Here is a 19817-nt window from a genome sequence, read left to right as displayed (position 1 = left end):
ATCATTGCGGCTGCGCCGCCTTGCGTTCCGCCAGCAGCTTCTGGATCGCCGCCTCGGTTTCCTTGTAGCGGCCCTCGCCGTAGTGCTGGTAGACGATGCGCCCGTTGGCATCCACCAGGTACAGCGCCGGCCAGTACTGGTTGCGATAGGCCGACCACGTGCCGTACATGTTGTCCTGCGCCACCGGGTAGCGGATGTCGTAGCGCTTGAGCGCCGCCTGCACGTTCTCCGTCGACTTCTCGAACGGGAATTCCGGCGTGTGCACACCCACCACGACCAGGCCCTGGTCCTTGTACTTGTCGTACCACTGCTTGACGTAGGGCAGCGTGTTCACGCAGTTACCGCAGGCATACGTCCAGAAATCCACCAGCACCACCTTGCCGCGCAGGTCCTGCATCGTCAGGGGTTGCGAGTTCAGCCAGTTGTTGATGCCCACGAATTCGGGCGCGACACCCTGGTCGCCCACCTTGGGGCTCTCGGCGATGGCGCCGGTGCCGAACGTATAGATCGCGGCGATGGCAATCGTGGCCACGATGGCGCGAAGAAGGTTACGCATGATGTGGGGCTCGCTTGAAGTCGTAGGGCGCCGTGGCCCCCTCGCCCGCGTGGCGGGAGAAGGGGCCGTTCACCGGTCAGACCAGTTCGGTTTCGATGTGGATGTTGCCGTGCAGCGCCTTCGAGTACGGGCAGGTGCGGTGCGCGGTGTCCACCAGCGACTGCGCTACCTCGCGCGGCACGCCGGGGATATGCACGCGCAGACGGGCCTGCAGGAAGAAGTCGACGCCGGCCGTGCCCAGGTCCACCTCGGTGTCCACCGAGAGGTCTTCCGGCAGCTGCACCTTCTGCTTGGACGCGGCAATGCCGATGGCGCCGATGAAGCAGGCCGACCAGCCGGCAGCCAGCAGCTGCTCGGGATTCGTGCCCGTACCCTTGCCGGCGAAGTGCGACAGCTTGATATCGAGCTTGCCGTCGTCGCTGCGCGCCGAGCCATCGCGACCACCGGAGGTGACGTTGACTTTGCCGGTGTACAGCACTTTGTCGATGCGGGTCATGATGCGTTCCTTATGTCGTAGAGGTCAGGTTGAATCGAAGCGGTGAAGCCGGGCTCAGGCGTAGGCGCCGTCCAGGTACGGGTCGGCGCTGCGTGCCGGGGGAGCCGACACGCCGGTGCGGTCCATGCCTGCCAGCACGCGGGCGCCTTCGTAGTACGGGTCCAGCGTGCGGGCGCCGTCGTAGTACGGGCTGCGCGGCTCTTGCACCGAGCGGGCGCCGTCCAGGTACGGATCGGCCGAGCGGGCCGGGGCGGCGGACACGCCGACGTGGTCCAGGCCGGCCACGGTGTGGGCGCCGTCGTAGTAGGGGCTGCGCGGCTCTTGCACCGAGCGGGCGCCATCCGAGTACGGGCTGCGCGGTTCCTGTACCGAACGCGCGCCATCGGTGTACACGTCGCGGCTTTGCGTGACGGTGCGGGCACCATCGCTGTACGGGTCGCGGGCGCCGACAACGGAGGCTTGCGCGCCAGCGGCGGCGGCAACCAGGGCAACGGCGAGGACAAGGCGCTTGGTGAGGTTCTTGGACATGATCGTTTCCTTTAATCAGTGAGATACGGCGGGTTCGGTGTTGTGCAGAAGCAGCGTCTTCGCTTTGTCGTTGATGCGTTGCGCTGCCACGGAACGTATTTAAGGCGGCCCACGTATCGCGCCCGTAGCGAGTTGGCGGCCGTTGTGTCAGGGCACGTATCGCCATGGCGGGCTGATACAAAGGCGTACAAAAAGGGGGAGGGGCGTGGCGGGAAAGCGGGGACCGCTGGCGCGATCCGGGCGCGCGGGGCGCCAAAGTGACAAGGCCGCACCTTCGTCAGGTGCGGCCATGGGGGGGAAAACGGAGAAAGCTGGTAGGGTGCGTCCGATTGACGCCCAATCAGCGCAGGCGGACTTCGGCGGCCAGGCCGCCACCCGGGCGATTGCTGAGCTTGAGCTGGCCGCCGATGGCCGCCGCGAGCTGGTGCGCGATGGCCAGGCCCAGCCCGGTGCCGCCGGTTTCGCGGTTGCGCGAGCCTTCCAGCCTGACGAACGGCTGCAGCACGGCCTCCAGCTTGTCTTCCGGTATGCCGGGGCCGCGGTCGAGTATCGCAATGACCACGGCGTCGCGGTCGCGCCGCACGCCCACCTCGGCCGCCCCGCCGCCGTACTTGATCGCGTTGTCGATCAGGTTGGTCAGTACGCGCCGCAAGGCATTGCGGCGGATCACGATGGCACCGCCAGCGTTTTCGCCGATCGTCACGTCCTTGCCGGTGTCCTGGTAGTCGTAGACCAGGCTTTCGATAAACGATCCGAGGTCGATGCGCGACGCGTCCTCGCTGTCGCCGCTGGTACTTCGGGCATAGGCCAGCCCTTCCCTGACTAGGGTCTGGATCTCGGCCAGGTCGCTGACCAGCTTGCGCTTGTCCTCGGAATCCTCGGTCATCTCGGCGCGCAGCTTCATACGCGTGATCGGGGTCTGCAGGTCGTGCGAGATGGCCGCCAGGATCTGCACGCGCTCCTCGACGAAGTGGGCGATCCGCTCGCGCATCGCGTTGAACGCGCGCGCCGCCTGCGCCAGTTCGGTCGGCCCGCCTTCATCCAGCGGCGGCGACTTCACATTGGGATTGAGCGCGTCGGCGGCATCGGCCAGCGCCACCAGCGGCCGGATCGACAGGCGCACGGCAAACCAGCAGCACAGGATCAGCAGCCCCAGCTGCAGCACCAGCACGTACGGCAGCCACTCGGCAATCGGCGTCATGCGCGGATGCACGTCGATGGTCAGCGGGTTGCCGTCGCTCAGCGTCAGGTGCGCCTGCATGCGCTTGCCGTCGCCGGGAATCGACTGCACCGTGACCGGGTAATGCGTGCCGGTGGCCTCCATGATCCTGTCGGCGATGTCCTGGCCCCGTTCGGTCATCTCGGGCACGCCCGGCAGACCCGGCCCCAGGATGTACTGGTAGTTGCCACGGTTCACACGCGGCAGCCACTGGGGCCGTTCGGCGGCCGGAATCCGGTCCAGGATGGCCACCGAGGTGGCCACGTCCGTTTCCAGCGTGCCCAGCATGACCTGCCGCGCCGTCATGTACCGTTCCGAGAACAGCACGGCAAACGACAGCAGGTGGGCGACGATCATGCCCGCCAGCAGGATCAGGAACAGGCGCGACCCCATCGTATGGGGCCACTGCCAGCGGCGAGTGCTCACTGACGTGCCTCCTTGATCTCGACCGGCATCGAGAACACGTAGCCCTCGCTGCGCACGGTCTTGATGTAGGCCGGCTCGCGGGCGTCGTCCTTCAGGCGCTGGCGCAGGCGGCTGACCAGCAGGTCGACCGAGCGTTCGAACATGTCCGCCTCGCGGCCCTGCGTCAGGTTCAGCAGCTGGTCGCGGTTCAGCACGCGCTGCGGGTGGTCCACGAACACGCGCAGCAGCCGGTATTCCGCGCCGCTCAGCGCGACGATGGTGCCTTCGTTGTCGATCAGGTGGCGGGCCGTGGTGTCCAGGTGCCAGTCGCCGAACGCCAGCATCTGGCCGGCCTCGGTGATCTGCAGGTTCGGGGGCAGCATGCGCGTGCGGCGCAGCACGGCCTTGATGCGGGCCAGCAGCTCGCGCGCCGCGAACGGCTTGGTCAGGTAGTCGTCGGCGCCCATTTCCAGCCCGATGATGCGGTCGGTCTCGTCGTCGCGGGCCGTCAGCATCAGGATCGGTGTGGCCTTGTGCTTGCCGGCACGCAGCTCGCGGCACAGCACCAGGCCGTCGTCGCCAGGCAGCATCACGTCCAGCACGATCAGGTCCACCGTGTTGGCGTCCAGGAACTGGCGCATGTGCCGGCCGTCTGGCGCCATGGTGACGCGCAGGCCGTTCTTGCTCAGGTACGTCGATACCAGCTCGCGGATTTCCCGGTCGTCGTCAACGATCAGGACATGGTCGACATGCGATTCCATCAGCTTCACCCCTGGCTATGTATTCTTTTGCGAAAAATGTGAACGATCAGTCTGTTGGCGAGATTGTATGGGCGGTCGGGGGTTTCCGTGTATCGCAATGTATCTGTCGGCTCCGACCCCACAAAGCCATACAACTTTGCCGGTTCAAGACACATTTACGGTAGATCAAGGGCGTCTCATTGGGGCATGCCAGATTGCTGGCCCCCTTCCTTCCTGAAAGGACCCCGATCATGACGCTGCTGATCCTCGCCTACCTGGGCGGTGCCCTGACCATCCTGAGCCCGTGCATCCTCCCCGTGCTGCCGTTCGTGCTCAGCGGCAGCGGCCAGCCGTTCTTGCGCGGCCGCCTGCCCATGCTGGCCGGCATGGCGCTGACCTTTGCCGCCGTGGCCACGCTGGCGTCGGTGGGCGGCGCCTGGGCGGTACGGGCCAACGAATACGGGCGCTACGCGGCGCTGGCGATGCTGGCGGTGTTTGGCGTATCGCTGCTGGTGCCGCGCCTGGCCGACACCCTGACCCGCCCGGTGGTGGCGCTGGGCAACCGGCTGGCCGGTGGCAATGGGGCCGGCCAGGCGTCGCCGGCCGCATCGCTGCTGCTGGGCGTGGCCACGGGCATGCTGTGGGCGCCCTGCGCCGGCCCGATCCTCGGCATCGTGCTGACCACGGCCGCGTTGCAGGGTGCCAGCGTGCAAAGCTCGCTGCTGCTGGTGGCCTACGCGGCCGGCGCGGCCACGTCGCTGGCCGCCGCGCTGGGGCTGGGCGGACGCCTGTTCGCGGCGATGAAGCGGTCGATGGGGGCCGGTGAATGGCTGCGCCGTGGCCTGGGCGTGGGAGTGCTGGGAGGCGTGGCCGCGATTGCCATCGGCGCCGATACCGGCTTTCTGGCACGGCTGTCCATCGGTGGCCCCGCGCGGCTGGAGCAGGCGCTGATCGAGCAGCTGCACGGCAATACGGCCGTCACGCCGCCGCAGGTCGCCACGCAGGCCGCCACGGCGGCCACCAGCGCCGCCACGCTGCTGGCAGCCAATGACACGAGTTTCGGCCTGGGCTCACGCCTGCCGGTGGAAGGCCAGATGCCGGCGCTCGACGGCGCGGTCAAGTGGTTCAACACGCCCAACGGCGCGCCGATCTCGCGCGACCAGTTGCAGGGCAAGGTCACGCTGGTCTACTTCTGGACATACTCGTGCATCAACTGCATCCGGACGCTGCCCTACCTGCGCGCCTGGGCCGAGAAGTACCCGAACCTGACCGTGATCGGCGTGCACACGCCCGAGTTCGCGTTCGAGAAGAACCTGGACAACGTGCGCCGGGCCATTGGCGACTTCAAGATCGGCTTTCCGGTGGCCGTGGACAGCGACTTCAACATCTGGCGCGCCTTCAACAACAACTACTGGCCGGCCGCCTACTTTGTCGATGCACGCGGCAATATCCGCCATCACCAGTTCGGCGAAGGCGATTATGCCAACTCCGAGCGCGTGATCCAGACCCTGCTGGCCGAAGCCGGCCGTCCGTCGGCATCGCGTGACGTGGTGGTACCCGATGCCCAGGGCGCCCAGGCTGCGCCGGACCTCAAGCATGTCCGATCCGGCGAAACCTACGTGGGCTACGACCAGGCGTCGAACTTCGCCTCGCCGGGCGGCGTGCGCCCCGACGCATCGCGCGCCTACAGCGTGGGCGACCTGCGCCTGAACCAGTGGGGCCTGACGGGCCAATGGACGGTCGGCCCCGAGCACGCCACGCTGGACCGCGCGGAAGGTGGCATCACCTACCGCTTCCAGGCGCGTGACCTGCACCTGGTGCTGGGGCCAGCCGCCGACGGCCGCGCCGTGCGCTTCGTGGTGAAGATCGACGGCAAGGCCCCTGGCGCCAGCCACGGTGCCGACACCGACGCCAACGGCAATGGCGCGATCACGGCGACGCGGCTGTACCAGCTGGTGCGCCAGGCCGGCGACGTCGGCGAACACACGTTCGAGATCCGCTTCCTGGACCCGGGCGCGCAGGCCTACGCGTTCACGTTCGGTTGATTCAGGCCAGCGCGTCCAGCGCCTGCCGCTGCGCGCCGGTCAGCACAAGCTGGCCGGCCGCCAGGTTCTCGCGCAGATGCCCCACCGACGACGTGCCCGGAATCAGCAGGATATTGGGCGACCGGGCCAGCAGCCACGCCAGCGCCAGCTGCATCGGCGTGGCGCCTGCCTGATCCGCCAGCGCCGAGAGCTGGCCCGACTGGATCGGCGTAAAGCCGCCCAACGGGAAGAACGGTATATAGGCGATGCCCTTGGCGGCCAGCGCGTCGATCAGGGCATCGTCCTCGCGGTGCACCAGGTTGTAGTGGTTCTGCACGCACACGATGGGCGCGATGCCCAGCGCCTCGTCCACCTGCGCCTGCGTGACGTTGCTCAGGCCGATGTGCCGGACCAGCCCCTGCCGCTGCAGTTCGGCCATTGCCTCGACCTCGCGGGCGATGGCCCCCTCCGCCGGGCCATGCACATTGCCGATCACGCGCAGGTTCACCACCTCCATCTGTTCCAGGCCCAGGTTGCGCAGGTTGTCCTGTACGCCACGGCGCAGGTCCTCCGGCGCCAGCGCGGGTAGCCACGCGCCCTTGTCGTCGCGCACGGCGCCCACCTTGGTGACGATCAGCAGGTCGTCAGCGTACGGGTGCAGCGCCTCGCGGATGATCTGGTTCGTGATGTGCGGGCCATAGAAATCGCTGGTATCGATATGGTCGACGCCCGCCTCCACGGCGGCGCGCAGCACGGCGACGGCGGTGGCGCGATCCTTGGGCGGGCCGAACACGCCAGGGCCGGCCAGTTGCATGGCGCCATAGCCCATGCGGTGGATCAGGCGGTCGCCCAGGCGGTAGGTATCGGATTGGTTTGTCATGGCGCTTTTTCCTCGCTTTTCCTTGGGTGTTGGAAGGACACCGAGCCAGTATGGACAGCGTTGCATTGTTTGATAACCGGGGCTAGATTGAATGCCCTGTTGAAAATTTCGAACAATGCGATGGAGTTCAACGATCTGGCCGCCTTTGTCTCGGTGGCGCGCGCGGGCGGATTCCGCGATGCGGCGCGCATCAGCGGCGTATCGGCGTCCAGCCTCAGCGTGGCGGTGCGACGGCTCGAAGCCCGGCTGGGCCTGCGGTTGCTGAACCGCACCACGCGCAGCGTGGCGCCCACCGAGGCGGGCCAACGGCTGATGGAGCGGCTCACGCCGTTGTTCGGTGAGATGGAATCAGCGCTCGACGTGCTGAACGCCTTCCGCGACAAGCCCGCCGGCACGCTGCGCCTCAATGTGCCGTCGAGCGTGTCGCGCACCGTGCTGCCGCCAGTGCTGGCGCCCTTCTTGGCGGAGTACCCTGAAATCCGGGTGGAGGTGGTGGTCGAGGACGGTTTTGTCGATGTGCTGGCCATCGGCTGCGACGCCGGCATCCGCTACGGCGAGCGGCTGGAGCAGGACATGATCGCCGTACCGATCGGCCCGCGCGTGCAGCGCTTTGCCACGGCAGCCACGCCGCGCTACCTGGCCGCGCGCGGTCGTCCGCAACACCCGAGCGACCTGCTGGGCCACGCCTGCCTGCGCGGCCAGTTCGCCGGGGGCGCCATGCCTACGTGGGATTTCGAGCGCGATGGCGAAATGATCCGCCTCGATCCGCCCAACCGGCTGCTGACACGGCCCGGCGCGGCCATCGACCTCGGCATCGAGATGGCGCTGGCGGGCGTGGGCGTGATCCACCTGTTCGAAGACATGCTGCGCGAACACCTGGACAGCGGCGCGCTCGAACCGATCCTGGAGCCGTGGTGGCAATCGTTCTCCGGGCCGTTTCTCTATTACCCTGGCCGCCGCCACCTGCCGGCGCCGTTGCGCGCGTTCGTCGATTTCCTGAAGGACAACGGACTTTGACCGGCCGTTTTGACCCGGTGCCTATCCCATGGCAGCATCGCGGGGGCACGCTTCCCGAACCCTTTTTCAACGACAGGAAACTCAATGACCGGATTTCGGCCACTGCTGATCGCGGCACTCGCCGCCCCGCTGCTGGCGGCCTGCGCCAGCGGCACCAGCATGGAATACCTTGAATCGCAGGATGGCAGCGAGATCCACTCCGACGCCAGCGTCGGCGACCTCGTGCTGTGCCTGAAGCGCAAGCTCGGCGACGATGCCACGGTGATGGCCTTCCCCGAGCCCGGCAAGGTCGATGTGCGCGTGGGCTACGGCAGCCGCGCGGACGCCGGCTATTCGTACCTGATCAACCTGCGCGCGGCGCGCCAGGGCACCGATGTGCAGATCCGCAGCGCCGGCGACTGGCGCCCGATGCTGAGCAAGGGGCGCGTCACAGGCTACGTCAAGGATTGCAAGCCGGGCACGGCAAACCCGTAAGGCGGGTCTTCACGGCTAGGCCGTCCACCCCATCGCCCGCGCCTGGGCCAGTACGGCCTGGGCGCGTTCCACGAACGGGCGGTCCACCATCTTGCCGTCGACCATGTAGGCGCCCACACCCTGGGCCTCCGCTTCGCTGGCCGCCGCGACAATACGTTGCGCGGCGGCAATCTCCGCCTCGGTGGGCCGGAAGACATCGTTGGCCTGCGCGATCTGGCTCGGATGGATGCAGCTCTTGCCCAGATAGCCCAGGCGGCGCGCCAGTTCGGCCTCGGCGCGATAGCCGTCGATGTCCTTGACGTCGGCAAACGCCGCATCGTAGGCAAACACACCGGCCTCGGCGGCGGCCATGCGCATCTGGTACATGGTCTGCGCCACGGCCAGCGTTTCGCGACGATGGATGCCGGCCGGCTCGAACAGGTCGGCGTACCCCAGTTGCAGCCCCGCCACGCGCGGATCGGCGGCAGCCAGTTCATAGGCACGGCGCAGCCCGCGTGGCGATTCGATATTGAGCAGCAGCCTGACCGGCGAGGTCACGCCGTTGGCCGCCTCGGCAAGCGCCACGGCCTGCGCGGCCATGTGCACCTGCTCCACATCCTCCACCTTGGGCACATTCACCAGATGCAGGCCCTGGCGAACCACCGCGACGATATCGGCGGCAAAGTGCGCGGTGTCCGGCGCGTTGACGCGCACGATCAGCGTCTTGCCGGACCCGTCCGTACGGTCCGACGTCAGCAGTTCCTGCAGCGCGGCGCGCGCCTCGGCCTTGCGCGCTTCGGCCACGGCATCTTCGAGGTCGAACGACAACGCGTCGGCGGCGCTGGCGAGCGCCTTGTCGAACAATTCCGGCCGCGATCCCGGTACGAACAGCTTGCTACGCATGATGGCCCTCATCGTCATTACTCGGCGCGAATGTTGCGGGCCTTGACCAGCGCACCCCAGCGCGCGGCCTCGCCCTTGACGAACTTGTCGAACTGCTGCGGCGAATTGCCCACCGGCTCCAGCCCCATCTGGCGCAGCTTGTCCTGGACCTGCGGATCGGCCACGGCTGCCTGCACCTCCTTGGCGAGCCGCGCCACCACGTCGGGCGGCGTGCCCTTGGGCACCCACACGCCATTCCATTCGAGCACCTCGAAATCGGGCAAGCCGCGTTCCGCCAGCGTCGGCGTATCGGGCAGGCCCGGGTTGCGCTTGAGCGACGTCACCGCCAGCGCCTTGAGCTTGCCGCTCTTCGCATAGTTGAGCGTGGACGCCACGTTGCCGAAGTAGGCCGACACCTGGTTGCCCATGACATCGGTCAGCGCCGGCGCACCACCCTTGTACGGCACGTGCAGCAGGTCGATGCCGGCCTTGGCGTCCAGCAGTTCTCCGGCCAGGTGCGAGCCGCTGCCCGAGCCCGCCGACGCGAACGTGAGCTTGCCCGGGTTGGCCTTGGCGTAGGCGATGAAGTCCTTCACGGTCTTGTACGGCGCGTTGGGCGGCACCACCAGGATGTTGGCGGCCGTGGCCACCAGCGAGATCGGCACCAGTTCCTTCAACGGATCGAACGACATCTTGCGCAGGCTCGGATTCACCGCGAATGCCGACGCGTCGTACAGCACCGTGTAGCCGTCGGGTACCGCCTTGGCCACGGCTTCCTCGCCGATCACGCCGGCCGCGCCGGGCCGGTTGTCGATCACCACCTGCTGGCCCAGCGACACGCTCAGCCGCTGTGCAATCACGCGCGCCGTGTTGTCGGCGCCGCCGCCGGCCGAGTACGGCACCACCATCCGGATCGGGTGGTCGGGCCAGGCAGCGGCCGCCAGCAGCGGCGCGCATGCCGCCAGCGCGACCAGCAGTTTGCGACAGGTCGATTGCATGAACGGGTCTCCAGTCATCAGGTTTTTGTGTTGTGAGGGGCCGGCGGCACTCAGACCGTGGCCATGGGATTGGTGGGCGATCCCACCGCATGGGGCAGGTGCATCGGCGGCGCGGTCAGCAGGAACGACGCGCGCCCGGCCTGTTGCAGCCATGCGGCCAGCGGCGTCAGGTGCCACATCTCGCCCAGCGGGATGCCGAGCTTCACCAGACACAGTTCGTGCAGCGGCAGTAGGGGTCCGGTCGTGCCAGGCGGCAGCGCATGCCGGCGCTCTTCCACGGCGTGGTTGTCGGCGGCGATGGCTGCGATGCCGGCGTCATCGATCCAGCGCAGCAGCCGGGCATCGGTGCCGTCCAGCACCGCGCAGGCGCCACGCAGCGCCGTGTGGTCGTCATCGGCGGAAAGGTTCAGTGCCATGTCTGCCAGGCCCGTGTGCAGGCACAGGATGTCGCCACGGCGCACGTCCACATGGTCGGCCTCGATCACACGCATCAGGTCGTCGTAGCCCACGGCGTGCCGCCCCGTGTCGAAATGCCGGTGCAGGTCCACCAGCGTGCCGCGTCCCTGGATGCCGCGCGCCGCCATGGGCGCCACCGACAGTGCTCGCGCGCCCATGAACGTGCCGTCAGGCGCGCTGCCCGAGCCGACAGAGAAACCGTTGTAGCCCACCGTCTCGGCATGGCCGTCGCCGTCGGCATCGAACAGGCAGTTCACGTGGCCCAGCGCATCCCATTGCGTCGAGTACTGCGGCGACAGCGTGACGTGGTCGTCGCTGATCACATCCGTGGCCCCGGGTACGTCGCCGGCCAGCGGGCGATTGAACACGCGCTGGCCGTCCTTTTCCGACGGATGCATCACCGGCGGTCGGCGGCGCGGATTCAGCACGCCCGCGCGCGGCACGTCGAGTGGCAGGCTCAGCGAGAAGGTCAGCCCGTCGCGCACCTCGCGCACGGCGGCCAGCACCTGCGCGGGGCCGATCAGGTTGAGCCGGCCAAGCTGGTCATCGGGACCGAAGTCGCCCCAGTTGGCACCCTCGGGACGGTGCTTCCAGCGCGGATTCGCGGTCGTGGTCATCACTGGGCCTCGCCTGCATCGATGACGACACCGGCGGCCCGCAGCTCGTCAATCCGCGCGTCGCTGATACCGGCCGCGCGCAGCGCTTCGGTCGAATGCTCGCCCAGTGCGGGCGCGGCGCGACGGAACGTCCCCGGCGTGCCGCCCAGGCGCGGCGAAATGTTGTGCACCGGGATCTGACCCATCTCGGCATCGGGAATCTCCACCACGATGTCGCGCGCATGGAAATGCGGGTCCTGCTCGATATCGGAGATGTCGTAGATTGGTCCGATCGTGACGCCTGCCTTGTCGAAGAACGCCACGCAATCGGGCTGCGTCATCTTGCCCAGGTACTCGCCGATGATGCCGTCGAGCAGCGTGGCGTGCCTGACGCGTTCCGCATTGGTGGCGAAGCGCGGATCGGTGATCAGCTCCGGACGGCCGATCGCGCGGAACAGCCGCTCGGTCATGGCCTGGGTGGATGCGGACAGGCACACCCACTTGCCATCGGCGGTCTGGTAGGCGTTGCGCGGCGCGCTGTTGGTGGACCGGCTGCCAGTGCGCGGCTTGACCGTGCCGGTGAGCCGGTGGTTGGCCGCCTGCGCGCCCAGGATGGCGAAGATTGGATCGAGTAGCGGCAGGTCGATGACCTGACCCACGCCGCCGCGCACCTCGACGTCGCGCACGGCGCTGAGCACGCCAATCGCGCCGTACAAGCCGGCGGTCATGTCGCCCAGGTAGATCGGCGGCAGCACCGGCTCGCGGTCGGCAAAACCGTTCATCGACGCAAAGCCCGACATGCCCTCGACCAGCGTGCCAAAGCCCGGGCGATGCGAGTACGGGCCGTCCTGGCCCCAACCCGATATGCGCACGATCACCAGCCGCGGGTTGCGCGCCAGCAGCACATCGGGGCCGAGCCCCATGGTTTCGAGCGTGCCCGGCTTGAAGCTTTCCACGAACACGTCGGCGTGCGCGACCAGGTCGAGAATCACGCCGATGGCGCCGTCGGCGCGGAAGTTCAGGCACAGGCTGCGCTTGTTGCGGCAGTACGCCTTCCACGCGGTGGCCACGTCCTTGACCTTCCAGTCGCGCAGCGTATCGCCGCTGGCCGGCTCCACCTTGAGCACGTCGGCGCCCAGGTCGGCCAGCGCCATGGTCAGCGTGTTGCCCGCCACCAGACGGGACAGGTCGAGAATGCGGATGCCGTCGAGCGGTCCGGTGGCGTCAGGCGCCAGGGCTTGCTGCTTGAACATGGGTAACGTTTCCCGTGGACTTACTCTGCGGTGATGTGGCGCGCCTGGGCCACCTGCTTCCAGCGCGCGCTGTCGCGGCGGATGTGGTCGGCAAATTGGGCGGCGGTCAGCGCAGATGGCTCCGCGCCTTCGCGGGCGAACGTCTCGCGCATTTCGGGTGTGGCGATGATGGCGCGGATCTCGGCGTTGAGCTTGTCCACCACGGCCTGCGGCGTGCCGGCCGGCGCGAACACACCCCACCAGAGTTCGGCGGAATAGTTGGGCACGGTCTCGGCCACTGCGGGCCATTGCGGCGCAAAGCGCGACCGCGTGGGTGATGTCACGCCCAGCGCGCGCACCTTGCCACCCTTCACCTGGCTGGCCACCGACGGAAAGCTGGCAATCACGAATTGCACCTGGCCCGCGATCAGGTCCGTCAGCGCGTTCGAGATGCCCTTGTAGGGCACGTGCGTGAACTCGATGCCAGCATCGCCGGCCAGCAGTTCGCTGGACATCTGGTTGATCGACCCGATGCCGGCCGACCCATAGTTGATGGCGCCCTTGTCCTTCTTCGCGGCGGCCACCAGGTCGGCCACGGTCTTGTACGGCGACTTGTCCGAGACCGCCAGCACCATCGGGCCGCTGGCCAGCATGGCCACGGGCGCGAAGCTCTTGTTCACGTCGTAGGTGGTCTTGGGCTGCACGGCGGCGTTGGCCGTGAGCGTGGACGAGGTAATCAGCAACGTGGCGCCATCGGGCGCCGAGCGCGCCACGAACTCGGCGCCAATCGCACCGCCGGCGCCCGGCTTGTTGTCGACGATGGCCGTGACACCGAGCTTCTTCGACAACCTGTCGCTGACCAGCCGCGCGAACACGTCGTTGCTGCCGCTGGGCGGGAACGGCACCACCACGCGGATATTCTTCGGAATCGTCGCATCTGCCGCATGGGCGGCGGGCATGGCGCCGGCCAGGGCCAGTGCGACGGTTGACAGGGTGGAAAGGCCGAATGCGAGGGTACGCAGGCGAAAGCGTTGCGGCGTCACGTGGTTGTCTCCGGATATTGTGCGGTGCGGCACCTGTTCGATCGGCACCGTCTGGCATGCATCGTAGCCACGCCATCGATTGAGATAAAGTGACGTTTTCCAATGTATCGGTGAGGAAAACTCATGAAGGTCGAGTGCTTCCAGACGCTGGCCGCCGTCCTGCGCAGCGGCAGTTTTGCCGGCGCCGCCGCCGAGATGAACCTGTCGCCCAGTGCCGTCAGCCTGCAGATGAAGCAGTTGGAGACGTATTTCGGCCAGCCGCTGTTCGACCGCTCGGCGCTGCAGGTCCGGCCCACCGCGTTTGCGCTGGAAGTCAGCGCCACGCTGGACGGCGCGATGCATGCGCTGGAGTCGCTGCGCCGTAAATCGGCGCCGGTGGTGGAGGGCAAGGTCACGCTGGGCATCATCGAGCCGATGCAGGTGACGCTGCTGCCATCGTTCATGGCGCTGGTGCGCAAGCGTTATCCCAACCTGGACGTACGGCTGGAACGAGGCCGCTCCACCGCGCTGGTCGATGCGCTGCGCTCGGGCGCCATCGAGGCCGCCGTGGTGGCGCAACCCGAGTCGGGCGCCTCGGCGCGGGTACGCTGGGCGCCGCTGTTCCGCGAGCCTTGCGTGCTGGTGGCGCCACGCGACGCCGCCACGCGCAGCGTGAAGGCGCTGTTCAAGGCCTACGAATGGATCCGGTTCGATACCTCGACCATCGCCGGTTCGGTGGCGGCCGAGTTCGTCCAGCGCGTGGCACCCGACGCGCGCTCGCGCATCGAACTGCTCTCCATCCCGGCCATCGTTGCCATGGCCTCGCGCGGGCTTGGCGTATCGGTGCTGCCCCAGCCGGACCCGTACCTGCTCGAAGCGTTTCCGGTGCGCGTGGTCGCGCTGGGCGAGTCGCCGCCGTCGCGGCAGATCTCGTTCGCGTCGCGCGTGGCGCCCGACGAAGACCGCGTCATTGCCGCGCTGCTGGACACCCTGCGGAGCGCGGCAACCGGAAACGTCTGAGCAGACCAAACACCCTTCACAAGCCGTGATTTGCGGTCATTTAAACGGTTTCGTTTGGCGATCCAAGTCCTTTCGCAAGCGGTGCCCACGCGAGGCGGCTTGCGGCATACTGGGCCGCCCGTGGCCCGCGGCCATGCTTCGCTATGAAAAGGTGAGCCAGTGAAAAAGACGCAGATCGTCAACGTCATCGTGGGCCTGATGGGCCTGGCGTTTGCCAGCGCCGGTGTGGTCCATGCCCAGGACAAGCCAGCCGCCGAAGGCGCCACGGTACCGGTCACGCTCGACAATTTCGTGCGGGCCGAATCCGACATGTACTTCTCCGGCCTGGCCAAGCAGGGCGGCGTCGGCAAGATGCTGCATCGGCGCGAGCCCGCGTCGATCGAGAACCAGACCGTGATCCGGCTCAATCGCGACACGCTGTATTCGTCTGGCGTGTTCGACCTCGATGCCGGCCCGGTCACGATCACCATGCCAAACGCGGGCAAGCGGTTCATGTCGATGCAGGTCATCAACGAGGATCACTACGTGCCGGCCGTGTACTACGGCGCGGGCAAGCATGTGCTGACGCGCGCCAGCGTGGGTACGCGCTACGTAGTGGTGGGGGTGCGCACGCTGGTCGACCCCAACGACCCCGAGGACATCCGCCAGGTGCATGCGCTGCAGGACGCCATCCAGGTCAGCCAGAAGGCGCCGGGCCAACTCGACTTGCCGAAGTGGGACCCGGTCAGCCAGAAGAAGCTGCGCGACGCGGTGCTGGTGCTGGCGTCCGCCATGCCTGACTTCAAGGGCGCGTTCGGCAAGAAGGGCGAGGTCGATCCGGTGCGGCACCTGGTGGGGGCGGCCGCCGGCTGGGGTGGCAATCCCGACCGTGATGCCACCTATCTGAATGTCACGCCGCCGAAGAACGATGGCAAGACCGTGTATCGCCTGCAGGTAAAGCAGGTGCCGGTGGACGCGTTCTGGTCGATCAGCGTCTACAACGCCAAGGGGTACTTCGAAAAGAATGCCGCCAATGCCTATGCCTTGAACAACCTGACGGCGAAGAAGGACGCCGACGGCGGCGTCACGATCCAGTTCGGCGGTTGCGACGCGAATACGGCCAACTGCCTGCCCATCGTGGAAGGCTGGAACTACACGGTGCGACTGTACCGGCCGCGCCAGGAAATACTTAGCGGCAAGTACCAGTTCCCGACGCCACAGCCGGTGAACTGATTCCGCAGCGGAGCGGAACGCAAAGGGGAAAAGGGGCGTGCGGACACGCCCCTTTTGCATTGCGGGTGTGCCGGGCGTCAGTGCTTCTTCTTGTCCTCGGGATGCGATGACAGCAGGTCGAGCATTTCATCCGCATGCTCTTCCTCGACGGCCAGAATGCTCTCCATGAGCCGGCGCGACGTCGGGTCCTTCTCGCCAATGAACTGAATGATCTCGCGATAGGTGTCGATGGCGATGCGCTCGGCCACCAGGTTTTCCTTGATCATGTCGGCCAGCGAGTTGCCCTCGATGTATTCGGCATGGCTGCGCGAGGCCAGTCCTTCGGGCGACAGGTTGGGCTCGCCGCCCAGTTGCACGATACGCTCGGCGATCTGGTCGGCATGGCCCTGTTCCTCGTTGGAGTGCGCCAGGAACTCATCGGCCACGCTCTTCGAGTTCGGCCCCTTGGCCATGAAGTAGTGGCGGCGATAGCGCAGCACGCAAACAATCTCGGTGGCCAGCGCCTCGTTGAGCAGCTTGATCACGGTGTCGCGCTCGGCATCGTAGCCAGCGGTCACAGCGCCATCGTCGATGTGTTGGCGGGCGCGCTCGCGGATGGTCTTGACGTCCGTCAGGAACGATTGCTTGCTAGACATGGGGGACTCCTTCGTCATTGTTTGAATGGCGTCGTTCCCCACCCAAAGGTAGGGACGGACTTCACCGCTGCAGGCAAGATCGGTGCCATTCCGCAATGCGCGGTAAATCCGTCGGTGGGCCGTCCGGCGCATGTGTTTTTTACAAACGCCACGCTGCGAAGCTTGCAATGCCTGCTCAGGACCGCATTCACCCCCTTATTCCATCTTTCTGCTCAAGGTCTTCCAACTTGCGCCGTCAACTCACGTCGGGCCATGTGCCACGTTTCATTTTTTCGACGTTCCGTTGGAGACAGCTTTGAAAGCAGTAGCCGCAGTGAAAGCAGTAACCGTTACAAGCGCCGCCCACCCGCTGGCCCGCCCCACCCTGATCGCCGTGCTCTGCGCCACGCTGGCCGCATGCGGCGGCGGTAGCGACAGCACCACGGGCGCAGCCGCGCCCGCCGCACCGGCCGCGTCGGCATCGATCACCGGCAAGGCCATCGACGGCTATCTCGTGGGCGCCACCGCCTGCCTGGACCTGAACGCCAACAACGCGTGCGATGACGGCGAGCCGTCGGCCGTCACTGGCGCCAATGGTGACTTCACCATTCCGTACGAAGGCGACACCCACGGCAAGCGCATCGTCGTGCAGGTCACGCCGGCCACGCGCGACCTGTCGCGCCCGGCAGGCTTCACGTTCCCGGCCAGCTTTGCCATGACCGCCGTGCTGGACGGCGGCACTACCGCCCAGCACGTTTCGCCGCTGACCTCGCTGGTGACCGCGCAGATGGAAGCCGGTATGAGCCGTGACGAAGCGCTGCAGGCGGTTCGAACGCTGCTGGGCGCCAGCGTCGACCCCACCGTCGACTACGTGAACGGTGGTGACGCAGCGGCCGCCACGATGGCCGCCGCCATCGTCGACAAGATCACGTCGCTGGCCGTCGCCGGCAAGGCCGATGCGGCCGCCGTGCGCAACACGCTGAACGCGATGGTCGCCAAGGGCAATGTGGCCGTGACGCAGACCGACATCGACGCACAGGCCGCCAAGCCGCTGTATGCGCTGACCGATGCTTCGAAGGTGCTGGCCCAGCCGCTGTACAGCTTCGTCGACGTCGCGTTCGGCGATTCCTTGAACATGATCATGGACCTGCTGCCGGTGCAGATGGTCCAGAAACTCGACGGCAACGCACTGCGCAAGTCGCTCGAGATCCGCCGCAGCCAGGCGGGCGCATGGGAAGGGCTGACCGATGCCGAATCCGCTGCGATCAACGATCCGGCCAACGTGTTCATGATGAAGGCCGACGGCAGCTGGACCGACATGCTCGGCCGCACGCAATGGCGCGCGCCGCAGCCGCTGACGTCCATCGGGCGCACGCTGGCCGGCACCGACCCGCTGACCGACATCACGTTCAAGTACGAATCGCGCGAGGTCGACCTGAGCGGCCAGGCCGCCTCGATGGCCGTCACGGGCGGCATGCTCGGCCCGGTGCCGTTCTACTCGTCCATGATGCTCTCGAACGTGAAGCTGCCCGCCGGCTCGCGCGGCTACCTGGGCATCCAGTCGTACGATTCGGATCGCGTGTTGCTGCCGATGAACATGACGTACACGGGCTGCCAGGTACCGGTGCTGTTCACCAACTCGGGCATGGGCATCGGCAATTGCCCGGTGCTCTCGTCGGCGACCTACGATCCGGCCACGCCGCAGAACGACGCAGGCCTGCCGTCGCCGCTGAACTCGATCCAGCAACTGGTGGGCCGGAGCTTCCTCGATCCGGTCATCACCCAGCGCAAGATCGATATCGACGCCAATGGCACGGTCACGCTGTCCATCCCGTACATCCTGCCGCAGATGATCGGTGCCCAGCCCCAGGCCAGCATGGTGGACCCGAGCCCCGTGGTCGGTACGTGGTCGGCTCTGGATCGCAACCCGAACGTGATGGTGTTCAACGTGTCGCGCGAAGGCGCCGCCACGCTCGCCCTGAACGGCATCAACGCCAAGAATCTGGAACAAGGCGCCAAGTTGGTGTTCGCGATCCGCAATGGCCAGCTCCACGCGGGCCTGCTGTACCCGGCCGGCTATGCCGAGCGCACCGTGCAGTTCCCGAACGCCCTGCCCAGCGTGCTGACCGCCCTGCAGATCCCGAACTGATCTGCCACCACGCATGACGGGCACCGGCACGCCGGCGCCCGTCATCGCCTCATCCGGCCGCCGTCCCCGTCTCCAGCTGGCGGCGGCCGTGTCTTTTCAGGCCCCATCAGACGAAGGGCTTACCCCCACCACCGCAAGGCCCAACTTGTCCGCACGCTGGGATCCGCGTAGTGTGACGCTCTGCGTACATCTGCAACAACGTGCAGAGTCCGGAACCTCGCTCACACGGAGATCCTCATGCCCATGCGCCTGCCCCGCGCCCTGTTGTCCCGCAAACCCCTGTCGCGCCTGTCCGCCACGGTGACCGCCGCCGCCGTGGCCGCCACGCTGGCCACCACGCTGCCGCTGACCGCCGGCGTCGCCCATGCCGCGCCGCCCGCGCCGCAGAAGACGCAGGTGCCCGGCTACTACCGAATGATGGTGGGCCAGTTCGAAGTGACGGCCCTGTACGACGGCTACATCGACCTGGACACGAAGTTGCTGAAGTACACCAGCGAGCGCGAAGTGCAGCGCCTGCTGGCGCGCCTGTTCGTGACGTCGACGCCGGGCGTGCAGACTGCGGTCAATGCCTACCTGGTCAACACCGGCTCGCACCTGGTGCTGGTGGATACCGGCGCCGCCGCGTGCTTCGGCCCGACGCTGGGCGGCATCCTGCAGAACCTGCGCGCCTCCGGCTACACCCCGGAACAGGTGGACACGGTGCTGCTGACTCACCTGCATGGCGACCACGCGTGCGGCCTGACCGCTGACGGCAAGCCCGTGTTCCCGAACGCCACGGTCATGGCCGACAAGGCCGACGCCGACTACTGGCTCAGTGAATCGGTGGCCGCCGCCGCGCCCGAAGGCGCCCAGGCATTCTTTACGATGGCGCGCAACGCCGTGGCGCCGTACCAGGCTGCCCAACGCTTCCGCACCTTCAACGCCGCCGCCGGCGAAGCGCCGATCCCGGGCGTGCGTCCGGTGCCGGCAGTGGGCCACACGCCGGGCCATACGGGCTACCTGTTCACGTCGGGCAAGGAAAACCTGCTGCTGTGGGGCGACATCGTTCACAGCCACGCCACCCAGTTCCGCCGCCCGAACATCGCCATCGAGTTCGACGTGGACAGCCACCAGGCCGTGCAGACCCGCAAGCGCCTGATGGCCGAAGCCGCGAAGGACAAGCTGTGGGTGGGCGGCGCGCACCTGCCGTTCCCGGGCCTGGGTCACGTGCGGCGCGACCAGGTTGGCTTTACCTGGGTGCCGGTGGAGTTCGGTCCGATCCGTAGCGATCGTTAAGCACCAGGCACCAGCCAACTTCAGCGCTGACAGCCAGCGTACG

Annotated in this window: 19 protein-coding genes; 7 read left to right on the top strand and 12 right to left on the bottom strand. The window is 67.3% G+C overall.

The features are described 5' to 3' along the window. Position 1: 1 nt before the first annotated feature. The 5 genes from MFF62_RS09835 to MFF62_RS09815 all read right to left on the bottom strand — a co-directional run bounded on the left by MFF62_RS09835 (position 2) and on the right by MFF62_RS09815 (position 3965). Positions 2 to 556 carry a thioredoxin family protein gene (locus MFF62_RS09835; protein WP_238262622.1) on the bottom strand — a complete coding sequence of 185 codons (555 nt, stop codon included), beginning with the start codon at positions 554 to 556 and terminating at the stop codon, positions 2 to 4. A gap of 76 nt (positions 557 to 632) precedes the next feature. Further along, positions 633 to 1052 carry an organic hydroperoxide resistance protein gene (locus MFF62_RS09830; RefSeq protein ID WP_238262620.1) on the bottom strand — a complete coding sequence of 140 codons (420 nt, stop codon included), beginning with the start codon at positions 1050 to 1052 and terminating at the stop codon, positions 633 to 635. A gap of 54 nt (positions 1053 to 1106) precedes the next feature. After that, positions 1107 to 1580, bottom strand: coding sequence for a hydroxyquinol 1,2-dioxygenase (locus MFF62_RS09825; protein ID WP_238262618.1), 474 nt, complete (start codon positions 1578 to 1580; stop codon positions 1107 to 1109). A 340-nt stretch (positions 1581 to 1920) separates the two neighbouring features. Then, the gene (locus tag MFF62_RS09820; RefSeq protein WP_238263084.1) at positions 1921 to 3192 is read right to left on the bottom strand and encodes a sensor histidine kinase; all 1272 of its coding nucleotides are present in this window, start codon (positions 3190 to 3192) and stop codon (positions 1921 to 1923) included. A 29-nt stretch (positions 3193 to 3221) separates the two neighbouring features. After that, positions 3222 to 3965, bottom strand: a complete 744-nt coding sequence (locus tag MFF62_RS09815; protein WP_238262615.1) for a response regulator — start codon at positions 3963 to 3965, stop codon at positions 3222 to 3224. Between the two features lie 230 nt (positions 3966 to 4195). Here MFF62_RS09815 and MFF62_RS09810 point away from each other — a divergent pair, with 230 nt between their 5' ends. Further along, positions 4196 to 5989: a redoxin domain-containing protein gene (locus MFF62_RS09810; RefSeq protein ID WP_238262613.1), complete on the top strand. Its 1794-nt coding sequence runs from the start codon at positions 4196 to 4198 to the stop codon at positions 5987 to 5989. Between the two features lies 1 nt (position 5990). On the opposite strand, the gene MFF62_RS09805 is transcribed toward MFF62_RS09810, so the two are convergent. Further along, entirely contained in the window at positions 5991 to 6848 is an 858-nt protein-coding gene (locus MFF62_RS09805) for an aldo/keto reductase family oxidoreductase (RefSeq protein WP_238262611.1), read from the bottom strand. Between the two features lie 120 nt (positions 6849 to 6968). Here MFF62_RS09805 and MFF62_RS09800 point away from each other — a divergent pair, with 120 nt between their 5' ends. After that, positions 6969 to 7865, top strand: a complete 897-nt coding sequence (locus MFF62_RS09800; RefSeq protein ID WP_238263082.1) for a LysR family transcriptional regulator — start codon at positions 6969 to 6971, stop codon at positions 7863 to 7865. Positions 7866 to 7949: 84 nt separating this feature from the next. Then, positions 7950 to 8339, top strand: a complete 390-nt coding sequence (locus MFF62_RS09795) for a hypothetical protein (protein WP_238262609.1) — start codon at positions 7950 to 7952, stop codon at positions 8337 to 8339. Between the two features lie 15 nt (positions 8340 to 8354). Here MFF62_RS09795 and MFF62_RS09790 read toward each other — a convergent pair whose 3' ends face one another. From MFF62_RS09790 to MFF62_RS09770, 5 genes are read right to left on the bottom strand one after another with little or no spacing between them, the layout of a single operon-like run. Then, on the bottom strand, positions 8355 to 9221 hold the full coding sequence (locus MFF62_RS09790; RefSeq protein WP_238262607.1) for an HpcH/HpaI aldolase/citrate lyase family protein: 867 nt from the start codon (positions 9219 to 9221) through the stop codon (positions 8355 to 8357). Between the two features lie 17 nt (positions 9222 to 9238). Continuing rightward, complete coding sequence (locus MFF62_RS09785; RefSeq protein ID WP_238262606.1) at positions 9239 to 10198, bottom strand: tripartite tricarboxylate transporter substrate binding protein; 960 nt, start codon at positions 10196 to 10198, stop codon at positions 9239 to 9241. Between the two features lie 50 nt (positions 10199 to 10248). Beyond that, a complete protein-coding gene (locus tag MFF62_RS09780; RefSeq protein WP_238262604.1) occupies positions 10249 to 11271 on the bottom strand; it encodes a cyclase family protein in 1023 nt (340 codons plus the stop codon). Further along, the gene (locus MFF62_RS09775) at positions 11271 to 12503 is read right to left on the bottom strand and encodes a CaiB/BaiF CoA transferase family protein (protein ID WP_238262602.1); all 1233 of its coding nucleotides are present in this window, start codon (positions 12501 to 12503) and stop codon (positions 11271 to 11273) included. The genes MFF62_RS09780 and MFF62_RS09775 overlap by 1 nt, the downstream gene beginning before the upstream one ends. A gap of 20 nt (positions 12504 to 12523) precedes the next feature. Next, the gene (locus MFF62_RS09770) at positions 12524 to 13525 is read right to left on the bottom strand and encodes a tripartite tricarboxylate transporter substrate binding protein (protein WP_238262600.1); all 1002 of its coding nucleotides are present in this window, start codon (positions 13523 to 13525) and stop codon (positions 12524 to 12526) included. A gap of 123 nt (positions 13526 to 13648) precedes the next feature. Here MFF62_RS09770 and MFF62_RS09765 point away from each other — a divergent pair, with 123 nt between their 5' ends. Continuing rightward, positions 13649 to 14524, top strand: coding sequence for a LysR family transcriptional regulator (locus MFF62_RS09765; protein WP_238262598.1), 876 nt, complete (start codon positions 13649 to 13651; stop codon positions 14522 to 14524). A gap of 198 nt (positions 14525 to 14722) precedes the next feature. Continuing rightward, positions 14723 to 15736, top strand: coding sequence for a DUF1254 domain-containing protein (locus MFF62_RS09760; RefSeq protein WP_238263080.1), 1014 nt, complete (start codon positions 14723 to 14725; stop codon positions 15734 to 15736). A gap of 77 nt (positions 15737 to 15813) precedes the next feature. Here the strand turns inward: MFF62_RS09760 and MFF62_RS09755 are convergent, their stop codons facing one another. Continuing rightward, a complete protein-coding gene (locus MFF62_RS09755) occupies positions 15814 to 16371 on the bottom strand; it encodes a ferritin-like domain-containing protein (RefSeq protein WP_238262596.1) in 558 nt (185 codons plus the stop codon). Between the two features lie 313 nt (positions 16372 to 16684). Here MFF62_RS09755 and MFF62_RS09750 point away from each other — a divergent pair, with 313 nt between their 5' ends. Together MFF62_RS09750 and MFF62_RS09745 are read left to right on the top strand one after the other, a co-directional pair. Further along, a complete protein-coding gene (locus MFF62_RS09750; RefSeq protein ID WP_238262595.1) occupies positions 16685 to 18499 on the top strand; it encodes a hypothetical protein in 1815 nt (604 codons plus the stop codon). 243 nt (positions 18500 to 18742) lie between these two features. Then, positions 18743 to 19774, top strand: a complete 1032-nt coding sequence (locus MFF62_RS09745) for an MBL fold metallo-hydrolase (RefSeq protein WP_238263078.1) — start codon at positions 18743 to 18745, stop codon at positions 19772 to 19774. Positions 19775 to 19817 lie beyond the last annotated feature (43 nt).

Source organism: Cupriavidus pauculus, assembly GCF_022179805.1.
Classification (GTDB): domain Bacteria; phylum Pseudomonadota; class Gammaproteobacteria; order Burkholderiales; family Burkholderiaceae; genus Cupriavidus; species Cupriavidus pauculus_E.
This window is presented reverse-complemented; position numbering and strand designations above follow the sequence as displayed.

Coding starts and splice junctions, on each gene's coding strand:
- MFF62_RS09835 (WP_238262622.1), bottom strand. CDS start 556: ATGCGTAACCTTCTTCGCGCCATCGTGGCCACGATTGCCATCGCCGCG.
- MFF62_RS09830 (WP_238262620.1), bottom strand. CDS start 1,052: ATGACCCGCATCGACAAAGTGCTGTACACCGGCAAAGTCAACGTCACC.
- MFF62_RS09825 (WP_238262618.1), bottom strand. CDS start 1,580: ATGTCCAAGAACCTCACCAAGCGCCTTGTCCTCGCCGTTGCCCTGGTT.
- MFF62_RS09820 (WP_238263084.1), bottom strand. CDS start 3,192: ATGGGGTCGCGCCTGTTCCTGATCCTGCTGGCGGGCATGATCGTCGCC.
- MFF62_RS09815 (WP_238262615.1), bottom strand. CDS start 3,965: ATGGAATCGCATGTCGACCATGTCCTGATCGTTGACGACGACCGGGAA.
- MFF62_RS09810 (WP_238262613.1), top strand. CDS start 4,196: ATGACGCTGCTGATCCTCGCCTACCTGGGCGGTGCCCTGACCATCCTG.
- MFF62_RS09805 (WP_238262611.1), bottom strand. CDS start 6,848: ATGACAAACCAATCCGATACCTACCGCCTGGGCGACCGCCTGATCCAC.
- MFF62_RS09800 (WP_238263082.1), top strand. CDS start 6,969: ATGGAGTTCAACGATCTGGCCGCCTTTGTCTCGGTGGCGCGCGCGGGC.
- MFF62_RS09795 (WP_238262609.1), top strand. CDS start 7,950: ATGACCGGATTTCGGCCACTGCTGATCGCGGCACTCGCCGCCCCGCTG.
- MFF62_RS09790 (WP_238262607.1), bottom strand. CDS start 9,221: ATGCGTAGCAAGCTGTTCGTACCGGGATCGCGGCCGGAATTGTTCGAC.
- MFF62_RS09785 (WP_238262606.1), bottom strand. CDS start 10,198: ATGCAATCGACCTGTCGCAAACTGCTGGTCGCGCTGGCGGCATGCGCG.
- MFF62_RS09780 (WP_238262604.1), bottom strand. CDS start 11,271: ATGACCACGACCGCGAATCCGCGCTGGAAGCACCGTCCCGAGGGTGCC.
- MFF62_RS09775 (WP_238262602.1), bottom strand. CDS start 12,503: ATGTTCAAGCAGCAAGCCCTGGCGCCTGACGCCACCGGACCGCTCGAC.
- MFF62_RS09765 (WP_238262598.1), top strand. CDS start 13,649: ATGAAGGTCGAGTGCTTCCAGACGCTGGCCGCCGTCCTGCGCAGCGGC.
- MFF62_RS09760 (WP_238263080.1), top strand. CDS start 14,723: ATGGGCCTGGCGTTTGCCAGCGCCGGTGTGGTCCATGCCCAGGACAAG.
- MFF62_RS09755 (WP_238262596.1), bottom strand. CDS start 16,371: ATGTCTAGCAAGCAATCGTTCCTGACGGACGTCAAGACCATCCGCGAG.
- MFF62_RS09745 (WP_238263078.1), top strand. CDS start 18,743: ATGCGCCTGCCCCGCGCCCTGTTGTCCCGCAAACCCCTGTCGCGCCTG.